The organism is Streptomyces sp. NPDC058221 (assembly GCF_042882365.1).
GTDB lineage: Bacteria > Actinomycetota > Actinomycetes > Streptomycetales > Streptomycetaceae > Streptomyces.
Genome location: NZ_JBHVWF010000034.1, coordinates 44,215 through 62,737 on the forward strand (window position 1 = coordinate 44,215; position 18,523 = coordinate 62,737).

General features: G+C 70.1%; 14 protein-coding genes. 3 read left to right on the top strand and 11 right to left on the bottom strand.

The genetic code is table 11. The features are described from left to right. Nucleotides 1-9: 9 nt before the first annotated feature. The 10 genes from ACFVW8_RS14135 to ACFVW8_RS14180 form a co-directional block, all read right to left on the bottom strand. Nucleotides 10-1,740 carry a carboxylesterase/lipase family protein gene (locus ACFVW8_RS14135; RefSeq protein ID WP_389689559.1) on the bottom strand — a complete coding sequence of 577 codons (1,731 nt, stop codon included), beginning with the start codon at nt 1,738-1,740 and terminating at the stop codon, nt 10-12. Between the two features lie 555 nt (nt 1,741-2,295). Beyond that, nucleotides 2,296-3,093, bottom strand: coding sequence for an enoyl-CoA hydratase/isomerase family protein (locus ACFVW8_RS14140; RefSeq protein WP_389689561.1), 798 nt, complete (start codon nt 3,091-3,093; stop codon nt 2,296-2,298). Next, nucleotides 3,090-4,337, bottom strand: a complete 1,248-nt coding sequence (locus tag ACFVW8_RS14145; RefSeq protein ID WP_389689563.1) for a cytochrome P450 — start codon at nt 4,335-4,337, stop codon at nt 3,090-3,092. The genes ACFVW8_RS14140 and ACFVW8_RS14145 overlap by 4 nt, the downstream gene beginning before the upstream one ends. A 93-nt stretch (nt 4,338-4,430) precedes the next feature. Beyond that, on the bottom strand, nt 4,431-5,813 hold the full coding sequence (locus tag ACFVW8_RS14150) for a cytochrome P450 (protein WP_389689565.1): 1,383 nt from the start codon (nt 5,811-5,813) through the stop codon (nt 4,431-4,433). 10 nt (nt 5,814-5,823) lie between these two features. Beyond that, complete coding sequence (locus ACFVW8_RS14155) at nt 5,824-6,384, bottom strand: ATP/GTP-binding protein (protein ID WP_389689567.1); 561 nt, start codon at nt 6,382-6,384, stop codon at nt 5,824-5,826. Between the two features lie 3 nt (nt 6,385-6,387). Further along, nucleotides 6,388-6,777 (bottom strand): DUF742 domain-containing protein, encoded by a 390-nt coding sequence (locus tag ACFVW8_RS14160; protein ID WP_389689569.1) that lies wholly within the window; start codon nt 6,775-6,777, stop codon nt 6,388-6,390. Continuing rightward, the gene (locus tag ACFVW8_RS14165) at nt 6,770-7,615 is read right to left on the bottom strand and encodes a roadblock/LC7 domain-containing protein (protein ID WP_389689571.1); all 846 of its coding nucleotides are present in this window, start codon (nt 7,613-7,615) and stop codon (nt 6,770-6,772) included. The genes ACFVW8_RS14160 and ACFVW8_RS14165 overlap by 8 nt, the downstream gene beginning before the upstream one ends. Continuing rightward, nucleotides 7,612-8,796: an ATP-binding protein gene (locus ACFVW8_RS14170; protein WP_389689573.1), complete on the bottom strand. Its 1,185-nt coding sequence runs from the start codon at nt 8,794-8,796 to the stop codon at nt 7,612-7,614. The genes ACFVW8_RS14165 and ACFVW8_RS14170 overlap by 4 nt, the downstream gene beginning before the upstream one ends. 393 nt (nt 8,797-9,189) lie before the next feature. Further along, complete coding sequence (locus ACFVW8_RS14175) at nt 9,190-10,005, bottom strand: SAM-dependent methyltransferase (protein ID WP_389689575.1); 816 nt, start codon at nt 10,003-10,005, stop codon at nt 9,190-9,192. Between the two features lie 125 nt (nt 10,006-10,130). After that, the gene (locus ACFVW8_RS14180; protein WP_389689577.1) at nt 10,131-13,409 is read right to left on the bottom strand and encodes a family 78 glycoside hydrolase catalytic domain; all 3,279 of its coding nucleotides are present in this window, start codon (nt 13,407-13,409) and stop codon (nt 10,131-10,133) included. Between the two features lie 314 nt (nt 13,410-13,723). Between ACFVW8_RS14180 and ACFVW8_RS14185 the strand changes: the two genes are divergently transcribed. Together ACFVW8_RS14185 and ACFVW8_RS14190 are read left to right on the top strand one after the other, a co-directional pair. Further along, on the top strand, nt 13,724-15,130 hold the full coding sequence (locus ACFVW8_RS14185; protein ID WP_389689579.1) for a lipase family protein: 1,407 nt from the start codon (nt 13,724-13,726) through the stop codon (nt 15,128-15,130). A 428-nt stretch (nt 15,131-15,558) separates the two neighbouring features. Then, the gene (locus ACFVW8_RS14190; protein ID WP_389689581.1) at nt 15,559-16,731 is read left to right on the top strand and encodes a macrolide family glycosyltransferase; all 1,173 of its coding nucleotides are present in this window, start codon (nt 15,559-15,561) and stop codon (nt 16,729-16,731) included. Between the two features lie 135 nt (nt 16,732-16,866). Here ACFVW8_RS14190 and ACFVW8_RS14195 read toward each other — a convergent pair whose 3' ends face one another. Next, nucleotides 16,867-17,688 carry an SDR family NAD(P)-dependent oxidoreductase gene (locus tag ACFVW8_RS14195; RefSeq protein ID WP_389689583.1) on the bottom strand — a complete coding sequence of 274 codons (822 nt, stop codon included), beginning with the start codon at nt 17,686-17,688 and terminating at the stop codon, nt 16,867-16,869. 118 nt (nt 17,689-17,806) lie between these two features. On the opposite strand from ACFVW8_RS14195, the gene ACFVW8_RS14200 reads away from it, so the two are divergent. Then, a complete protein-coding gene (locus tag ACFVW8_RS14200) occupies nt 17,807-18,406 on the top strand; it encodes a TetR/AcrR family transcriptional regulator (protein ID WP_389689585.1) in 600 nt (199 codons plus the stop codon). Nucleotides 18,407-18,523 lie beyond the last annotated feature (117 nt).

An 18,523-nucleotide genomic window follows, 5' to 3' on the forward strand; every position in this document is an offset into this window, starting at 1 on the left:
CCGGATGCCCTACCAGGCGTCCTGCGTCGCGAAGTACCGCTTCCAGAAGCGGAGCTTCTCCGGGGAGGCCACCGGCATCGGCCCGTAGTGCTCGCCGACCTCCATCACGGTCGGTGAGCCGGGGCTGTAGGCCGGCCACATGGGCAGACCGGGGCCGTTGGGGTTGCCGGTGGCGATGTAGTTCGCCAGGTAGGAGGACATGGTGTCGGCGATCCTGCGGTCCTGGCCGGTCCACTCCTGGGTGTCCGGGTTGAGGTTGCCGAAGAAGTAGACGATCTCGGAGCCGTGGTACGCGCCCCGGATGTCATGATCGGGGCCCGGCGGGCGGTGCGTCCAGAAATAGGTGTACACCGGGCGGCCGACGCCCTTGGTCCACTCGGTGCCCCACAGGTACGTCGAGGCCCGGGAGCTGTCGCGGACAGCGTCGTTGCCGGCGAGGGCCGCCTCGTCGTCCGTGCCCGCCGGGTAGAGGCGCAGGAACTCCTCGGCCATCGCGTCGAACTTCCGTCGCGCGGCGCTCACATAGTCGTCCAGGGTGACGTGGACCGGAGGGGCGCCGGGGCGGTCCGGGTAGCCTGCCTGCCGCCAGTACTCGAAGGCGGTCTCGGGCACGGCACCGCTCTCGTCCAGATTGTTGCCGGCCAGGTACCAGACGTCGTTCTGCGCGCGGGCGTCGTAGGTGTCCCGGTAGCCGGCGGGCAGCACCCAGCCGTCGACGACGGGCCTGAAGAGCGGGGGCTTCGCCACCGACTTGGCGTCGACGGTCTCGTCCTTGAGCGACGCGCCGTCCGTGAACTCCTGCCACGGCAGGGCGCGCAGCTGCTTCAGTGTGGCCGCGCCCTTCGTCGCACCGTAGGCGGGACCCTGCTGGAGGGCGGTGTCCATCGTGCGGAGCGACACGCCGAGGTAGCGCAGTTCGGGGTCGCTCGGGCAGCGGACCTGGCTCTCGGCGACGGAGCGCCGGAAGAGCCCGGTGGCGAGCGGGGACATGGACAGCATGTCCGTGGAGCCGGCGCCGGCGGACTGGCCTCCGACGGTGACCTGGCGCGGATCGCCGCCGAACGCCGTGATGTTGCGCCGGACCCACTTCAGGGCCGCGATCTGGTCGAGCAGGCCGTAGTTGCCCGAGACGCCCTGCCGGGACTCCTCGCTCAGCTCGGGGGTGGCCAGGAAACCCAGGGCGCCGAGGCGGTAGTTGATGGTCACCACGACGATGCCCTTGCTCGCCAGGACCGAGCCGTCGAAGCTGGGGTCGGAGCCGCTGCCCGCGGAGAACCCGCCTCCGTAGAGCCATACGTACACCGGGCGCCGCTCGGCGCTGCTCCTGGCACCGGTCCAGATGTTGAGGTTGAGGCAGTCCTCGCTCATCGGGAGGGTGCTCGACGCCTGCGGGGGTGCGTCGCCGAACGTGTCGGCCTGACGGATGCCTGTCCAGGAGGGTGCAGGCTGCGGCGGGCGCCACCGGTTCCTGCCGGCGGTGGAGGAGGCGTACGGGATTCCCTTGAAGACGGTGACTCCGGATGCCGCGGCGGGCACACCGGCGACGAGGCCGGACGCGGTCCGTACCGGCCTGTCCCCGAGCGGCTTCCCGGACGACTCCGCGGCGGACGAGGGCTGCGTGCCGACGGCGTTGAGCAGGGCGGCGCCCGCGGCGACGCCCGCGGTACGGCCGAGGAAGTCCCGTCGGCGCAGCGCCGGGTCCGGGGAGCCGGTGTGGTGGCTGTCTGGCACGTCGTTCATTCGGGTCTCCCGATCATTGGATGGGCCGGTGGCGGCCGGCGCCGCCGTGCGGACGCATGTGGGATCGACGCGCCTGCGGAGCGGCGCCGCGGCGGGGGCGGGCGCCGCCGCTTCGCCTGTCGGTGGGTTTTCGGATGCCTTGCCCACCGCGGGACCGGGCTTGCCTGCCGACACGCTGGACTGAGCGCGTACATCTTGAAATTGTCTGACAAGAAGTGCTTGAAACGTAGCCCTCGTACTCCGTACCGGCAAGATGCCTGCAGCAGAAACATGCATATCTGCTGTGCGTATCAGGTTCGCCCTGCGCACTACTTGTGTCGTTCGGGGGCCGGTATTGCATCCCCGGTAATAATTGTCGGACAATTTTGGCGGCTCGGGGCATCGCCGATGGTTACGTCAGCACGACAGCCCGGCCGACCTCGATGCCTGTTTGCGTGCATCGGAAGCGCGACACCTCGCGCCCCGTACCAACCGCATGGGTGCGGTTCGTACGGGGCGCGGGGCATGCATCGGGGGCGGGGCGGCTCCCGCCCGGCCGGCCGTCGGGCAGCCGGCCTACCGGGTGCCCGTCGGGTCCGGGCCTCGTTGCTGGTTGATGTGTGCCGTGAGCAGGTGGGAGTCGAGCAGGGAGGTATCCGCCGTCCGGTCGGCGCGGGAGTAGCCCGTCAGCATGCGTTTGGTCAGGACCAGGGCCTCGGGGGCGCGGCGGACGAGGGGTTTCGTCCAGGCACCGATGACGTCGTCCAGCCGGTCGAGTGGGGCGGTTCGGTGGAGGAGGCCGAGTCGGTGGGCGGTGGGCGCGTCGAAGACGTCACAGGTGAGCATGAGCTCGCGGATCCTGGCTGCGCCGGCCTCGGAGACCAGCCGGCCCATGGCTCCGCCCCAGGCGGGCGGGAGTCCGACGCCGACCTCGGGCATCCGGAAGCGGCAGGTGTCCGCGCCGGCGCGCAGATCACAGAACGAGGCGAGGGCGAGACCGGCCCCGACCACCCGGCCGTGGAGGCGGGCGATCGTGACGGCGTGGGAGTTCTCCAGCGCCTGGCACAGTCGCTGGGCCTTGTCCGCGATGCGCCGCAGACCGGCTCCGGTCGGATCGGCGGTGAGCGCCGCCCGGTACTCGTTGCGGTCGGCGCCCAGACAGAAGTCCGCGCCCAGGGACGACAGGACCAGGACTCGGATGTCCGGGCGTTCGTGGAGATCGTCGAGCAGAAGGAGGAGTTCGTCCAGGACGGCGATGTCCAGTACGTCGTCCTGCTCCCAGGGGTTGAGCCCGACGTGGAGCACTGGCCCGTCCTGCTCGACGCGTATCGCCTTGCCGGACGGTCTGGGGAGAGAGCGGGTCGTTTCGGTCATGCGAGGGCGACATCCAAGTTCAGCAGGCGCCGGAAGGCCACCCGGGGCGCCATCGAGGGGCGGCGTACGAGGGTGAGCCGGGGGAGGCGCCGAACGAGTTGACTGAGAAGTATCTGGGCCTCCAGCCGGGCCAGCGGTGCGCCGAGGCAGTAGTGGATGCCTCCGCTGAAGGCGAGGTGGGCCGGTTTGCGGCGGGGGTCGAACCGGCCGGGGTCGCTGTGCCGGGCCGGGTCGCGGTGGGCCGCTCCCACCATGAGGTGGACCATCTCGTCCTTGCGTATCTCCCTTCCTGCCAGGACGCAGTCGGCTGCGGCGACCCGGCTGATGACGTGGGTGGGCGGGTCGTAGCGCAGCGTCTCCTCCACGAACCCGGGCACCAGATCGGGGCGGTCGGCGACCAGGCCCCAGCGTTCCGGACGCTCGACGAGCAGAAGGGCCATGGTCGTCAGGAGCTGCGAGGTGGTCTCCAGGGCGGCCAGGAGGACGAACAGGGCCAGGTAGTACACCGATTCGTCGGCCTTGTCCGGGTCGGGTTCCAGCGCGTCCCACGTCTGTATCCAGCGGGAGACAGGGTCCTCGCCGGGACGGGCACGCCGGTCGCTCACCAGGTCCATGAAATAGGCGCGCAGTTCGGCCGTGGCCGCGTCGGACGCGGCCAGCTGGCTTGCCGATGGCAGCAGTTCCTGGGTGAAGACCTGATCGTGGGTCAGCTGCCGCAGCCGGGGCCAGTCGGCGGCCGGCAGGCCGAGCCAGCCGCCGATGGTGGCGACCGGCAGTTCCTCGCCGACCAGCGCCGCGAAGTCGGCCTCCCCGTCGCGCAACTGCTCCGACAGGGCGTCCAGGAGCCGGTCCGTCGTCGTGCTCACCGTCCGGCTGATCCGCTCCACGGTGGACCGGTCGAACGTACCGGCCGCACGACGGGCCCGGGTGTGGTCCGGCGGGTTGAGTGCGGCGAGCGTGTTGCTCATCTCCCGTGACGAGGAGGCGTTCCAGCGGGTGCCCGGCCCCTGTCTGTCGCGCCACCGCTTGTCGGGCTCCAGCCAGTCACGGCTGCGCAGCACCTGGTCGCACACGGCGAAGCCGGTGACGAGCGAGCCGCCCCAGGGGGCGGGGCTGACCTCGCCCCTCGACAGCAGTTCCTCGTAGATGGGGAAGGGATCGGCCTGCCCTGCTGCCGTCCGCAGACGGGAGAAAAGGGAGGCGGAAGCCCTTCGGTCGTGCGTGGGAGTGCTGACAACGCCCATGATGGCGGCCCCTTTCGTAGAACCAGCCGCCATGCATACCCGCATGATCGTTGAAGCATCCAATAACACAGGGAACTCAGGAGGTTACTTAAATCACTCGCCCCTCGTCCATGCCAGGAATCGGCTGAACAGTCCGCCCTTGGGCTGGGATGCGGAGGTGCCCGCCGGGCCCGATGCCCGTGCTCCGGACCTCAGCTCGGCGGCAGCCGGCTGCTGGGGCGCCTGGGACGGCTGCGGCTGCGCGGGCTCGGCGGCCGACGGCACCGACCTCGGGCTGAAGCGCACCGGGAGGGTCACCAGGGAGCGGCTCCACGGCGTCGGCGCCCAGGCCAGCGTCTTGAACGGGACGCGCATCTCGATGTCGGGCAGCCGGTTGAGAAGGGTCTCGACGGCGGTGACCGCGATCATGAACGCCGGGTCCTTGGCGGGGCACGCGTGCGGGCCCGCACCGAAGGCCAAGTGCGCCTTGGCGCTGAGCTGCTGACGGTGCTGGGTCAGCTTGGGGTCGGTGTTGGCCGCGGCGAACGAGACCAGGACGGGGTCGTTGGCCCGGAGCACCCTGCCGCCCATGTCGACGTCGTGCGTCGGGTAGTGGGCCGCGTAGTTGGCGATCGGTGCGTAGTTCCACAGGGTCTGCGCGACCGCGTCCTCGACCGGAAGCCCGGTCTGCCACTCCTCGCCGAGGTACAGCGCACTGCTCGTCGCGATGGTGGCGGTCAGCGGCGCGGTGCCGCCGGAGAGGAGGGTCACGAGCTGGTGCAGCACCTCCTCGTCGGTCAGCTGCGCCGAGTGCTCCATCAGACGTGTCGTCAGGTCGGCTCCGGGGCGGCGTCGTTTGAGGGCGATCAGCTCGGCGAGCGCCCCGCCCAGCACCTCGTCGGCGCCGGGTGTGCCCTCGAAGATGCCGCTGATCCCTGCGATCACGCGGTCACCGATCTCGGGCGGGCAGCCGAACAGATCGCTGAAGACCAGCAGCGGCAGCGGCTGGGCGTACTCGGCCATCAGCTCCGCCTGGCCACGCGGCTCGGAACTGAAGCGGCTGATCAGGTAGTCGGCGGACTGCTGGGTCTGCCGGACGAGCTGCAGCTCGTCGACCGTGGCGAGGCTGTCGGTGACCGCCTGGCGCAGCCGGGCGTGTGCCGCGCCGTCACTGAACAGCGCGTTGGGGCGGTAGCTCATCATCGGCAGCGCCGGGCTGTCCGCCGGGACACGGCCCTCGTTCAGCGCGTTCCAGCGGCGGGAGTCGCGCACGAAGGACGCCGGGTTCTGCAGGACGTACAGGGCGGCGTCGTAGCTGGTGACCAGCTCGACCTGGACATCCGGGGCGATGTCCACGGGTGCGCTCAGACCGGCCGAGCGCAGATGCGCGTAGTGGCCGTCGGGGTCGGCCCCGAAGGAGGGGCCGTACAGCTGGACGTTCCCGTGCGCGGGGCAGCCGGGAGGGGGTATCTCCTGGGAGTCGAGGGGCTGTTGCATTCCGGTGCTCCTAGCCGAGTAGGGACATGAGGTGTTTGACGAGGGTGATGAGCGCCTGGGCCGAGGAGTTCTCGTCGCGTACGTCGCACTTCACGACGGGAGTGTCGGACGTCAGGTTCAGCGCCTCGCGGACTTCGTCGAGCGGATAGTCCGTGGTGCCCTCGAAGTGATTGACGCCGATGGCGTACGTCAGGCCGAAGCTCTCGACCAGGTCCAGGACGGGGAACGACTCGTGCAGCCGCTCGGGATCGACGAGGACCAGCGCCCCCAGTGCGCCCCGGGACAGCTCCTCCCACATCTCCTTGAAACGCTCCTGACCGGGCGTCCCGAAGAGATAGAGGACCAGTGTGTCGCTCAGGGTGAGGCGGCCGAAGTCCATGGCTACGGTGGTGGTCGTCTTGAGCGGGGTGCCCGACAGATCGTCGAAACCCTCGCTGGCCTCGGTGATCTCCTCTTCGGTCCGCAGCGGCTCGATCTCGGAGAGACTGCCGATGCAGGTGGTCTTCCCGACCCCGAAGTGCCCCACAACGAGGACCTTCACCGCATTGGAGACGTCTGGATCCAAGTGCACGCGTTACGCTCCGAATCGATTCTTCAGGCCTTCGAGCACGGCGCTGACCAGTTCTCTGTCGACACGTTCGGCGCGCGGTATCGGTCTCCTCACGAGGATGAGCTCGTCCTCCTCCAGCTGCGCCAGCAGAATGCGCACGATGCCCAGGGGAAGGTGCGTGTGGCCGGCCACCTCGGCCACGGACAGGAAGCCGTCGGTGACCAGGTCCATGACCTGACCCGCCTCCGGGGAGAGCGTGCGCGCCGCGGCCGATGTGTCCTGTGCCGCCATGACGAGGGTGGTGTGTTCGTACTCGTGGTCCGGAGGCAGGGCCCGTCCGTTGGTGATCACGAAGAGCGGGACTAACGGGGACGTCAGCTCCAGGTCGAGGTCCTGCTCGGGCTCGTCAGGCATGGCCTGCCCCCTCCCGCCGTGCTGTCGGCTCGGTCAGTCTGGGCACGACCTCGTGCAGGCGCGTGGTGAACTCCTCGATGTCGCAGTCGTGCTCGGCGGCGGCGGCCAGGAAGGCCCCGGTGCCGGCCGCCATCAGGAAGATCCAGCCGTGCTGGAACTCGATGACCGTCTGCCGCCACTCGGCGCCCTCCAGGACGCCCGCGAACTGAGAGGTGACCCTGCTGTACGCGTGAATGCCGGTCATGGCGGCGGAGATCGTGTCCGCCAGGTCCCGGTTCATCCCGCTGGTCGCCCCGCGGGGCAGACCGTCGGCCCCCAGCAGCACCGCGTGCCTGGCGCCCCGCACATCGGCGATCACCCGGTCCAGCTCGGCGAGCACGAAACCGGATTCGCCGTTGCCGCCGCGCCGGGGCGTGCCGGTGTGACGCGTGCCCGCGTCGTCCTCCGTGTTCACCCGGGGCGGCGAGGTGAGGTTGTTGCCCAGCCGGGCGACGAGCCGGTGCATGCGGAAGGAGATCTGCTGCATGTCGACGTCGGGCGCCGCGGCGGCGGCCAGGTACGCACCCTGCCCCGCCCCGATCAGAAAGCTCCACCCGTGCGAGAACTCGATGATCGTCTGGTTCCACTGCCGGTCCTCCTCGGGTCCGGCGAAGTGCGCTGTGGCCCGGCTGAGCGACTGCATCCCGGCCATGGCCGCCGAGATGGTGCGCACCTCCTTCTCGGCCAGGCCCTCCGTGGCCCCACGAGGAAGGCCGTCCGCGGACAGCAGGACGGCGTGCCGTGCCCGGGGCACGTTGTGCACGATGTCCTCGAGCATCCACGACAGGTCTGCGCTCATGTGTCTTCGGACCCTTCGAGCGGCGTGGCATCAAGATTGCGGCCCGAGAGCGTGCCGCGCTGGAAGGCGCCCAGGCTGCGTCCGGAGGAGCGGACGGGCTCCTCAGGAGCCCGCGGTGCCGGCCGGACGGCCTCGGGGTCCGGCACGCTCGCGATGGGTGCCTGCCGCGACCCGCGCTTGGGCAGACCGTGCGTCGTGCGGGGCGCAGCGGTCTGCGGCCGGCCCTCGTTGCGCAGGATGCTGCTGACGGGGGCCTCCTGGGCCGGGGGTGTCTCCTCCATGGTCCACAGCTCCTCGGGCAACAGGACGACGGCCCGGACGCCGCCGTACCGGGAGACTCCGGTGACATCCACCTTGAAGCCGTACTGACGTGCGATCAGACCGATCACCGGGAAGCCGAACTTCGGCTGGTTGCCGAGCTGCGACAGCCGCGGGACGACATCGCCGGACAGCAGCTCCGTCGCCCGCTGCCGGTCCTCGTCGTTCATGCTGACGCCGGCGTCGTCGATGACGATGCACAGATTGTTCTGGATCCGCTGGAACGTCACCTCGATCGGCGCGTCCTGCTGGGAGAAGCTGGCAGCGTTGTCGAGCAGCTCGGCCACGGCGAGGGCCACGGGGGCGACCGCGGATGCCTTCAGTGCGAGACCGGTCTGCTGCATGATGGCGACCCGGTTGAAGTTCCGGATCTGCCCCTGGGCGCTGCGCACCACGTCGTAGACGCTGGCGGGCCGGTTGCGGCGGCCGAGCGGCGCACCGCACATGACCGCGATGCCCTGCGCCTTGCGCGCCATCTGCGCGTTTGCGTGGTTGACTTCCAGCAGGTCGCTGAGTACCGCGTGCCCGCCGTACTTGCGCTGCACACCGTCCAGAAGCGTCGTCTGCTCCGCCGCGAGGCTCTGCAGGAAGCTGGCAGCACCCTTGAGGACTGCCTTGGTGTTCTCCTCGGCCGCCTCCTTGGCCTCCCGGAGGGTGCCGTCCTGCTGGCTCATGAACCGGTGCAACTCGGCTCTTGAAACATGGAGTTGGCTGTCGGATGCGTGGAGCTGGCGCCTCAGCTCCGCCTCTGTCTGCTTCTTCTTCGCCCCGAGGGCTCTGTTGCGGGCGGCGAGTGCCACGGCCACGACGACGGCTATCGCCGCCACCGCAACCAGGCACCACACAAGTGCGTCTTGAATCATGGAAACCTTTCCCGGCGCATGGCATGCGGACGGCGGACGCACCTCGCGAGGACCCGCGACGCAGCAGCCGGGCACGGCCCGGCCGCTGCTGCGTGGAGAGACGGGCCGCCGATCGCAAATCAGCATCTGAACCTATTGGATCAAGATCACAGATGCCGGGATGCTATCACCGGATCCGCCCGCCGAAGGACCTCCGGCGCGGCCGCGAATTCGCTCAACAAGCGCTCTGTGTAGGCATGTTGAAGGGCCCGCTCGCCTCGGTCGCGGCCGGCACTCGCATCCCTCACCGTCGGTCCCTGACTGCCTCAGGGGTCTTCACAAGAGGAATGACAATCTCTCATAAGTGGTTGTGCGGTGAACAATCGGTGTCCGGGAATCACGTTCACGGCGGGGTTACGGCTTGCGGGCGACCGCCACGTAGCCCGCGCTGACGATGTCGTCCTGGCCGGGGACGGGCTCGCCGAGTTCCGGGTGCCACGCCTCGGCTGCGACGATGCCGGGTTCGACGATCTCCAGGCCGTCGAAGAACGCGGCGACCTGGTCGCGGTTGCGGGGGGCCAGGGTGAGGGTGTTGGCCTTGTACATGTCGTCGACCTTGCGGGTGGTCTCCGGGTGGAAGTCGGCGGTGAGGTGCGAGATCACCACGTGGCTGCCCGGTGCCAGTACGTCGGTCAGCCTGCTCACCAGCTCGTAGGCGCCGTCCTCGTCGCTCACGAAGTGCAGCAGGGCGATCATGGAGAGCGCGACCGGCCGGCTGAAGTCGAGGGTCTTGCCGGCCTGCTCGAGGATGGCGTCGACGTCCCGCGCGTCGGCCTGCACGTAGTCGATCGCGCCCTGGGGGCTGCCGTTCAGCAGGGCCTCGGCGTGGGCCAGCACGATCGGGTCGTTGTCGCAGTAGACGACGCGGGTGGCAGGCACCGTCTGCTGGGCCACCTGGTGGAGGTTGGGCTCGGTGGGTATCCCCGTCCCGATGTCGAGGAACTGCCGGACGCCCTGGCCGGACAGCCAGCGGGTGGCCCGGTGCATGAAGGCCCGGTTCACCTTCGCCATCACCGGGACACCGGGCTCGAGCGCCAGCATCTGACGCCCCATCGCCTCGTCGACGGGGTAGTTGTCCTTGCCGCCGAGGAACCAGTCGTACATCCGCGCGGGATGCGGCTTACTGGTGTCGATGTGCAGGGCGGTGGCGTCGTTCGCCGGTCGGGACATCGTGAACTCCAGAGTGCGTGAGGCAACGGACGATCAGCTCGCCCCCAGAATAGGGAACTTGTGCGACCGGCGCGCGTCCCCCTGAGCCACCTCCGGCACGACGGAACCGGACCGCACCGGGCCCGTCAGTTGCCGTGGCTGCGTGTCGTGCCGCCGAGCACGGTGAACGTGTAGTCACCGGAACCGGCCGTCATGGTGAGCGCGTCGTCGGAGGCCTTCTCGACCGTCAGACCGGAACCGGTGTGCCCGCGGTGACCGGAGGCGTACACCGTCCGGCCGCTCTCGCGCACCACCGACTGCTTGCCGCCGAGCAGCGGCAGCTTGATGGTCGCGGTCGAGCCGACCGGCACCACGGCGTGGTAGGTGAGGGTGTTTCCGTCGCGCTGCCAGGAGCTCTCCACCATGCCGCGCACCGTCCGCTGCCGGCCCGAGGCCGAGGTCAGGTCCCCGACGACATCGGGGGCGAGAGTCAGGGTGCGGTAGCCCGAGCCGGTGCTGCCCTGCTGGATGCCGGCGAGCTGGGAATAGAACCACTGGCCGATGGAGCCGCCGAGCCCGATGTGATCCTTCGACGACGTCCCGTCCGGAGCGGACGAGTTGTTCCACTTCTCCCAGATGGTGCCCGGCCCCTCGTTCACCATGTAGCCGAAGCTCGGGTAGTCGGTGCGCGTCGCCACGGCGAACGCGACGTCGTTGCGGTGGTACTTCCCCAGCGCGTCGAACACGTACTGGGTGCCGACGAACCCGGTGGTGACATGGTCGTCGTGCGCCCTGATGTCCTGCACCAGCTTGCCGACGGCCGCCTGCTCGCGGGACGCCGGTACGAGGCCGAGGGCCAGGGGCATCGCGTACGACAGCTGGGTGCCGGTGCCGTAGACGCCGGTGTCCGCGTCGTAGTAGCGCTTGGTGAACCCTTCGGCGATCCGGCCGGCCAGCGCGCTGTAGCGCTTCTCGTCGGCTGAATTGCCCACGACCGCAGCCATCTTGGCGAGCAGCCCGGCGTCGAGGTAGTAGGACCCGGTCTGGAAGTATTCGTGCGGCGTGCTGACCGTGGCCTGCCAGTCGTCGCCCCAGGACGTGGGGGAGTCGACGATGATGTGGTCGGCGTCGCTGATCGTCCCGAGATAGTCGACCCAGGCCTTCACCTGGGTGTAGTTGGCGGTGATCGGCGCGGTGCTGCCGTACTGGGTGTAGGAGTCCCAGACGATCTGCGGATACGCGGAGCCCCAGGCGGGATCGGTCTTCCAGTCGTTCTGGCCGCCGTTGGCCGGCGCCACGGACGGGACACTGCCGTCCGCGTTCTGGCTGGTGACGACGTCGCCGAGCCACTTCGAGTAGAACGACTGCATGTCGAAGTTGCTCATCGCCTCCTGATCCGAGTCGCCGGCGTCGCCCAGCCAGCCGTGCTTCTCCCGGGTCGGGCAGTCCAGCGGCATCGACTGGAGATTGTTGAGCTGGGTCTGCGTGACCGCGTCCTGGATCTTGTTGAGCGTCGCGTCCGACGTGCTGAACCGCCCCGTCGTCGCGACGTCGTTGTGGACCGCCTGCGCGGTGACGGTGACCTCGGCGTCGTCCGGCAGGCCGGTCAGCTCGGCGTAGCGGAAGCCGGCGTAGGAGAAGTGCGGGGCGTATGTCTCGGTCCCGGTCCCGCTGAAGGTGTAGTGGTCCGTCTGCCGGGGCGGGTCGGCGGCGGAGAAGCTGATGTTGGAGGTCGAGACGTGTCCGTTCTCGTCGAGGATCTCGCCCTTCTTGATGTCCACGGTGCTCCCGGCCGGCGCGGAGGCCCGTATCGTGACCCAGCCGGTGTAGTTCTGGCCGAAGTCGAGGACCCGCTGACCGGGTGCGGGACGGGTCTCCTTGACCGGCGCGAGCGTCCTGACGACGCGGGCCGGCGGTGACATGTCCGCCTCCGGCCGGGATATCGCGTCGTACGTCGTGGCGGGCTTCCCGCCGTAGACGCCGAGTTCCGCGAGACGGAAGGTGCAGCTCTCGCCCCTGCAGGCCAGCTTGGTGGCGGTGACCCGCACATACCTGCCGGTGGTGTCCGTCTTCAGCACCACGGGTGAGGTACCCGGGCCGGCCTGGTCGGAGCCGGTACGGTCGGCGACGGTGGTGGTCGTGGCGTCGGCGAAGTCCGGGTCGTCGCTGACCTGGACCCGGTAGCGCACCGGGAATCCGGCGGCCACCAGATCACCTGCCGGATCGTTCGTCGGCCGGGCGGGGAAGAGCCGGATCCGGTCTATGTGCCGGTCGGCGCCGAGATCGGTCTGCACCCACTTGGTGGTGTCGGAGGCCGGGACGATCGCTGAGTGGTAGCCCTGCGAGGAGTCGGTGGAGCCGTTCGTGCCGTCGGTGAGCGCGGCGCGCGACCAGCCGGAACTGTCCGTCGAATCCAGTGCGGTGACCGGTTTGCCCTGTGCCAGGCTCGACGGGTGCGAGACCGGGGCCACCGCGTGCGCGGCGTCCCACGAGCTGTCGTCGAAGCCGGCCGTGTCCCAGCCGGGGACCGACTTGCGTGCGTCGTATGTCTCGCCGTAGTAGAAGTCGTCCCCGGTCACCGGGCCCGCGGCCGACTTCCAGGACGTGTCGGTGCCGAACGATGCCACGGAGCCGTCGGTGTAGGTGACTTCGAGCTGTGCCAGGAAGGAGGGCCGGCCGTTGAACGCCCCCTTGCCCGCCATGAACGCGAGTGCGTTGCCGCCCTTGCGCAGCTGTTTCGTGACGTCGAGGGAGCGGTAGAGCACGCGCGTGTCGTAGTCGGTGACGGACGAGTCGAGGACCTCGGCGGGTTCGACCCGCTTGCCGTTGAGGTGCGGTTCGACGATTCCCTGGGCGGCGAAGTACAGCCGTGCCCGGGCGACGGGCTTCTTGACATCGATGTCGCGGCGGACCAGCGCACCGTCGTCGACCTGCAGCCACCACGCCGACCAGTCGGAGGGTGCGAGCAGTCCGACGTCGAACGACGAGGCGGCCGACCAACGGGACGCCTCGCCCTGCTTGTTCCAGGTCCGCACCGACCAGGCGTACGTGTGGTCGGCGGCGAGCGGAGGTCCCGTGTACGCGACGTCGGTGGAGTTGTCCGAGGCCACCCGGCCCGAGTCCCAGCCGGGAGCCGGCTTCCCGGCGGTGCCTGTCCGGGCGGGTTCGACGCGTATCTGGTATCCGGTCTGCGCCTCGGCGCGCGCCGAGGCGTTCACGGTCCAGGAGAGTGTGGGCCTGGCCTCGCCGACGAGGACGCCCGTGGACCGGCTGTCGGTGCCGTCGATCCCGTCGGCGCGCAGGTGGGTGGGGGCGAGAGCGCTGTGGCCGTGGCCCGGTGGCGGTACGGGCGCCGCGGCGGAGGTGGCGGGAACGGCGAGCGCGGTCGCCATGACCGTGCAGAGCAGGGCGGCGTACGGCCTCATGCCGCCTCTTCGGTGCCTGAACGGTGTCACAGGAGCGTCCCCTCGGCCTCAATAAAACGTTTCAATCGACCGTGGCACTTTCTATCCCTCGCCGGGGTGAGGGGGCAAGACCTATGACCCGACATGAACTGCCGTCGGGTGAAGTCGCGTTCGCCCGTCGGGGGAGAGGGGCGGTGATCGACGTCGCCCGCACTGCCCCCGGCCTGGGTCGAAGAGATAGTTACCACGGCGTAACTTACTGACGGGTTACCTTCGGTAAGTTCCGCTGCTAGCTTGCGCTCACCTGCATTTCGGAGCAGAGCGAGGAGTGAGCTGTGAGCCGCAAGAGCACCCGTTCGCGTTCCACCTTCGGTACCGCGTACCCGGCGACTTCCCCCGGTCGCCGACACCATCACGGCGCCGCACGCGTGTGGGCGGTCGCCGTGACGACGGCCTGCGCGGTCGCGTACGCCGTACCCGCCACCGCCGCCGACGGGACGACGGAGCCGGTGGTGTCCCGGGGTGTCACGATCCCCGACTTCTACAACCCGCCGGCCGAACTGCCCGCCGCCAACGGCGCGCTGGTCCGACACGAGGCACTGCCCCTGGGGCTGAGCATCCCCGGACTTGACGGCCGCCCCATGCCGGGCACAGCCACCCGGCTGATGTACAAGTCCACCGACTCGAACGGCGCGCCGGTCGCCGTGACCGGTGCGTACATCGAGCCGTCGGCCGCCTGGAAGGGCGGCGGGGCGAGGCCGCTGGTCGCGGTGGCCTCGGGCACCATGGGCCAGGGAGACCAGTGCGCGCCCTCGCTGGCCCTGGAACACCCGCTGACCCTGAACGGCGAGACCGTGTCGGTCGGTTACGAGGCGCTGGCCATCTACCGCCTGCTCTCCGCCGGCACCGCGGTCGTCGTCACCGACTACGCCGGACTCGGTGCGACCGACCGGCTGCACACCTATGTCAACCGTGTCGACGAGGGGCACGCCCTGCTGGACGCCGCCCGGGCCGCGCACGCGGTGCCCGGCGCGTCCATCACTGCCGAGTCACGCACGGGTCTGTACGGATACAGCCAGGGCGGCGGGGCCAGTGCGTCGGCCGCCGAGCTCCAGCCCTCCTACGCACCCGACGTCGAGCTGTCCGGCACCTACTCGGGTGCGCCGCCCGCCGATCTCACCGCGGTCATGAAGGGCATCGACGGCAGCGCACTCGCCGGTGCCCTGGCGTGGTCGATCAACGGCTTCGCGCAGTCGGACGCCGACCTCCGCAACGTCGTCGAGGCCAACATCAACGACGCCGGCAAGGCCGCGCTGAAGGACGCCTCGACCATGTGCGTGGGCGACGCGATCCTCGGCTACGGCTTCGCCAAGAGCAATAAGTGGACCAACAGCGGCAAGTCCATCGGCGACGTCATCGCCGCCGAGCCCCGTGCACAGGCCGCTCTCGACAAGCAGCGCATCGGAAACCTCAAGCCCGCCGGGCCGGTGCGACTGGCGACCGGCGTCCAGGACGACATCGTTCCGCACGGCCAGGCCCGGCAGCTGGCCGTGGACTGGTGCCGCAAGGGCGCCGATGTCAGCTACAAACCCGTCGTCCTGCCGAACCTCGGCGACAAGCTCCTCACCAACCACATAGCCCCGCTCATCACCGACCAGGGCGACGCGATCTCCTGGCTGACCGACCGCCTCTCGGGCCGGCCGGCCACATCCAACTGCTGGTCCCTGCCGGTCCAGCCCTGACCCGGCGCTCCGCTCCCACCGGGCTCACTGCCCGGTGGGAGCGGAGCCACTCCGTACGGTGCACGGCCCACGCGCTGGGTGCCCGGACGGGCGGGGCCGGCGAAGACACCGCGGTCGGCACCGGCGAAGGCTCCTTGGCGGCCGGCTCGTTCAGCGGGTGGGGCGGGCCGGGCGCGCCCCTCTGCCGGTGGCACCGTTGCGCGGCGGCGGACTGCGGAATATCCGGGTGCGGGGCGCCGGGGACAACCCTTAGGGTCTGCGGCATGCACCTTTTTCAGATCTACGGCTGACAACGAAGGGGCGCAGTGCCCCGCCCGCGTCCGGCATGACCGTTGCGCGCGCCCACGACCCGGCATCTCCGCCGGGGCTGGCCGACGTGCAGGTCTGCCATCTCCCTTCCGCCGTAGAGCCGAAATGAGTGATCTTCCATGTCCCGTTCCCGTGCGCACATCGCGATGATCGGTGTCGCCGCCGTCAGCCACGTGCTGCCGAGCCTTGAGGTCATCCGTGAACTGGTGGCCCGCGGCCACCGGGTGACCTACGCCAACGGCCCGGCCGTGGCCGACCGGATCGTGGCCACCGGGGCCGAGCTGGTCCCGTGCGGGACCGTACTGCCGGCCGACAACATCTGGCCCGACGACCCCATCGCCGCGATGAGCATCTTCTTCGACGACGCCGTCCAGGCCCTCCCGCAGCTGCGGGCCTTCTACGACGAGGACCCCGCGGACCTCTACCTGTACGACATCGGCGCGTACGCCGCGCGTGCGCTGGCCGAATCGCAGAACCGCCCCCTCATGCAGCTGTCCCCGGCCATCGTCGGCTGGGAGAGCTACGGAGAGGACGTGGCGGCGCAGATCTGGAAGCTGCCCGGCGCCGACGCGTACCGGGCTCGGTTCAGCCGGTGGCTCGCCGAGTGCGGTGCCTCCACCACCGACATGGACGCCTTCTGCAGCCGCCCCTCGAACACCCTCGCCCTGATCCCCCGGGCGATGCAGCCGCACGGTGACGACGTCGACACGGACACCGTGACGTTCGTCGGCTCGTGCACCGGCCCGCGCGACGGTGAGCAGACCTGGACCCGCCCCGCGGACGCGGAGCGCGTCCTGCTGGTCTCGCTGGGTTCGGCGTACACCGACCGGCTTGAGTTCTACCGCCGGTGTCTGGCGGCGTACGGCGACCTGCCCGGCTGGCACGTGGTGCTCCAGGTCGGCAGGCACACCGACCGGCGCGAGCTCGGTGACATCCCGTCCAACGTCGAAGTGCACCCCTGGGTGCCCCAGCCGGCGATCCTGGAGCAGGCCGACGCCTTCGTGACCCACGCGGGCATGGGCGGCAGTTCCGAGGGGCTCTTCGCCGGCGTCCCGATGATCGCCGTTCCCCAGGGCGTCGATCAGTTCATGAACGCCGACCGGCTCGTGGAGCTCGGCGTCGCCCGCCGTATCGACACGGAGGACGCCACGGCCGATGCCCTGCGGACCGCCCTCGTCGAGCTCGTCGACGACCCGGCGGTCGCACGCCGTGCGGCGCGGCTGCGTGCGGAGGTGAGGGCCGAAGGCGGCACCATGAGGGCCGCAGACCTCATCGAGGAGCTGCTGGCCTGAACTCCCGGACGCACGCGGTGGGGTGACGAGCGGCGTTCTGCCGGTTGGCACCCCACCGTGCGCGGGTCCCGTTGCGACCGGGTTGTCGTCCCGCCGCGTGCGGGCCCCGTCGCGACCGGGACCACCGCTCCGATGTCAGCCCGGGGCCCTGCGACTGAGGGCCTCCCACGCCTCGTAGAGCCCAGTCCTGGCCCGGTTCATTTCCTGGACCTGGTCGTAGGACTGGGCGCCGACGACGAGCCGCCGGGGCGGGTCCGGCAGCGCGGCCAGTTCCATGATGACGGGGGCAGCCGTGGCGGGCGGCGGTCCGCTCTCGTCGCCCCACATCTCGGCGAGTTCGGCGCGCAGGGGCTCGTAGTGCGGGAGGGCGTCCGTCATCGTGGTGCCCTGGGTGAACAGGCCGGTGTCGTAGCCGCCCATCTCCACGACGGTGACCTTGATGCCGAGCGGCTCGACCTCCATCGCCAGCGCCTCGCTGACCGAACTGAGCGCCGCCTTGCCCGCGCCGTAGAAACCCACCGACGCCATGCCGCCGCCGGCGCCCATTGAGGTGATCTGCAGGATGCGGCCGGAGCCCTGCGCGCGCAGATGGGGCAGGACGGCCTGGGTGACCCAGACGGCACCGAAGAGGTTGACGTCCAGATGCCCACGGATCTGTTCCTCCGTGGCTTCCTCCACCATTCCGTAGAGCATGCCGCCGGCGTTGTTGACCACGACGTCGAGCCGGCCGAAGGCCGCCGCCGCGCGGTCCGCCCCGTCGAACACGGCCCGGCGGTCGGAGACGTCCAGCGGCAGCCGGACGAGCGCGTCCGGCTGCGCGGCGGCCAGGGCCGCGAGCGGCTCGACGTCGCGGGCCGCGGCCACGACTCGGTCGCCGGCGGCCAGGGCCGCCTCGGTGAACGCTCTGCCCAGGCCCCTCGAAGCGCCGGTGATGAACCAGACTTTGGCGGTCGTCATAGAATCCCATCCCTTGAGCGAGACGGTTCGTCTCGTCTCGTCTCGCTCAAGAATGCAGGCGTGCCGTGGCCTTGTCAACACGAACCGGTCCGTCTCGTTGAGGTGATACCTTGCCCCCATGCCCCAGCCCATGAAGCCGGACCGCTCCCGGCGCAGCGAACGTTCGCGGCAGGCCATCCTCGAGGCGACCCGTGCGCTGGTCTCCGAGGTCGGATACGGCAAGGTGGCGATCGAGACCATTGCCGCCCGGGCCGGTGTCGGCAAGCAGACGATCTACCGCTGGTGGCCGTCCAAGGGGGCGGTGATCTTCGATGCCTTTCTGGCGCTCAGCGAGGGCGCCGAGGGGCAGGGGGCGGCGCTGCCGGACACCGGCGACATCGAGGCCGACCTCCGGGCGGTCATGCGGGCGACGGCCGCCGAGTTCGCCGACCCGGAGTTCGAGAGGCCGGTCCGCGCGCTCAACAACGAGATCAGCAACGATCCCGAGCTTGCCGCGCTGTACCGCGAGAAGCTGGCCGGACCCGTGGACGAGGCCAAGAAGGAGCGGCTTCGCAGCGCGCAACGGTCCGGCCAACTGGCTGCGGACGCCGACCTCGACCTGGTCCTGGCGGTGCTCTACGCGCCCCTGTTCCAGCGCTGGCTGCACCGCTCCGGCCCGCTGACCGCCGAGTACGCCGACGCCCTCGTCGATGTCACGCTCAGGGCGTTCCGGCCCTGAGGCCGATGGCCGGGACCGGGGCGGCCCACCGCGGGCGCGGACTGTCCGGGGAAAACGGTGCGGGGCCGCGCGGTGTGTTCACCGTGCGGCCCCGGGCCGTTGGATCTCGTGCTGCGT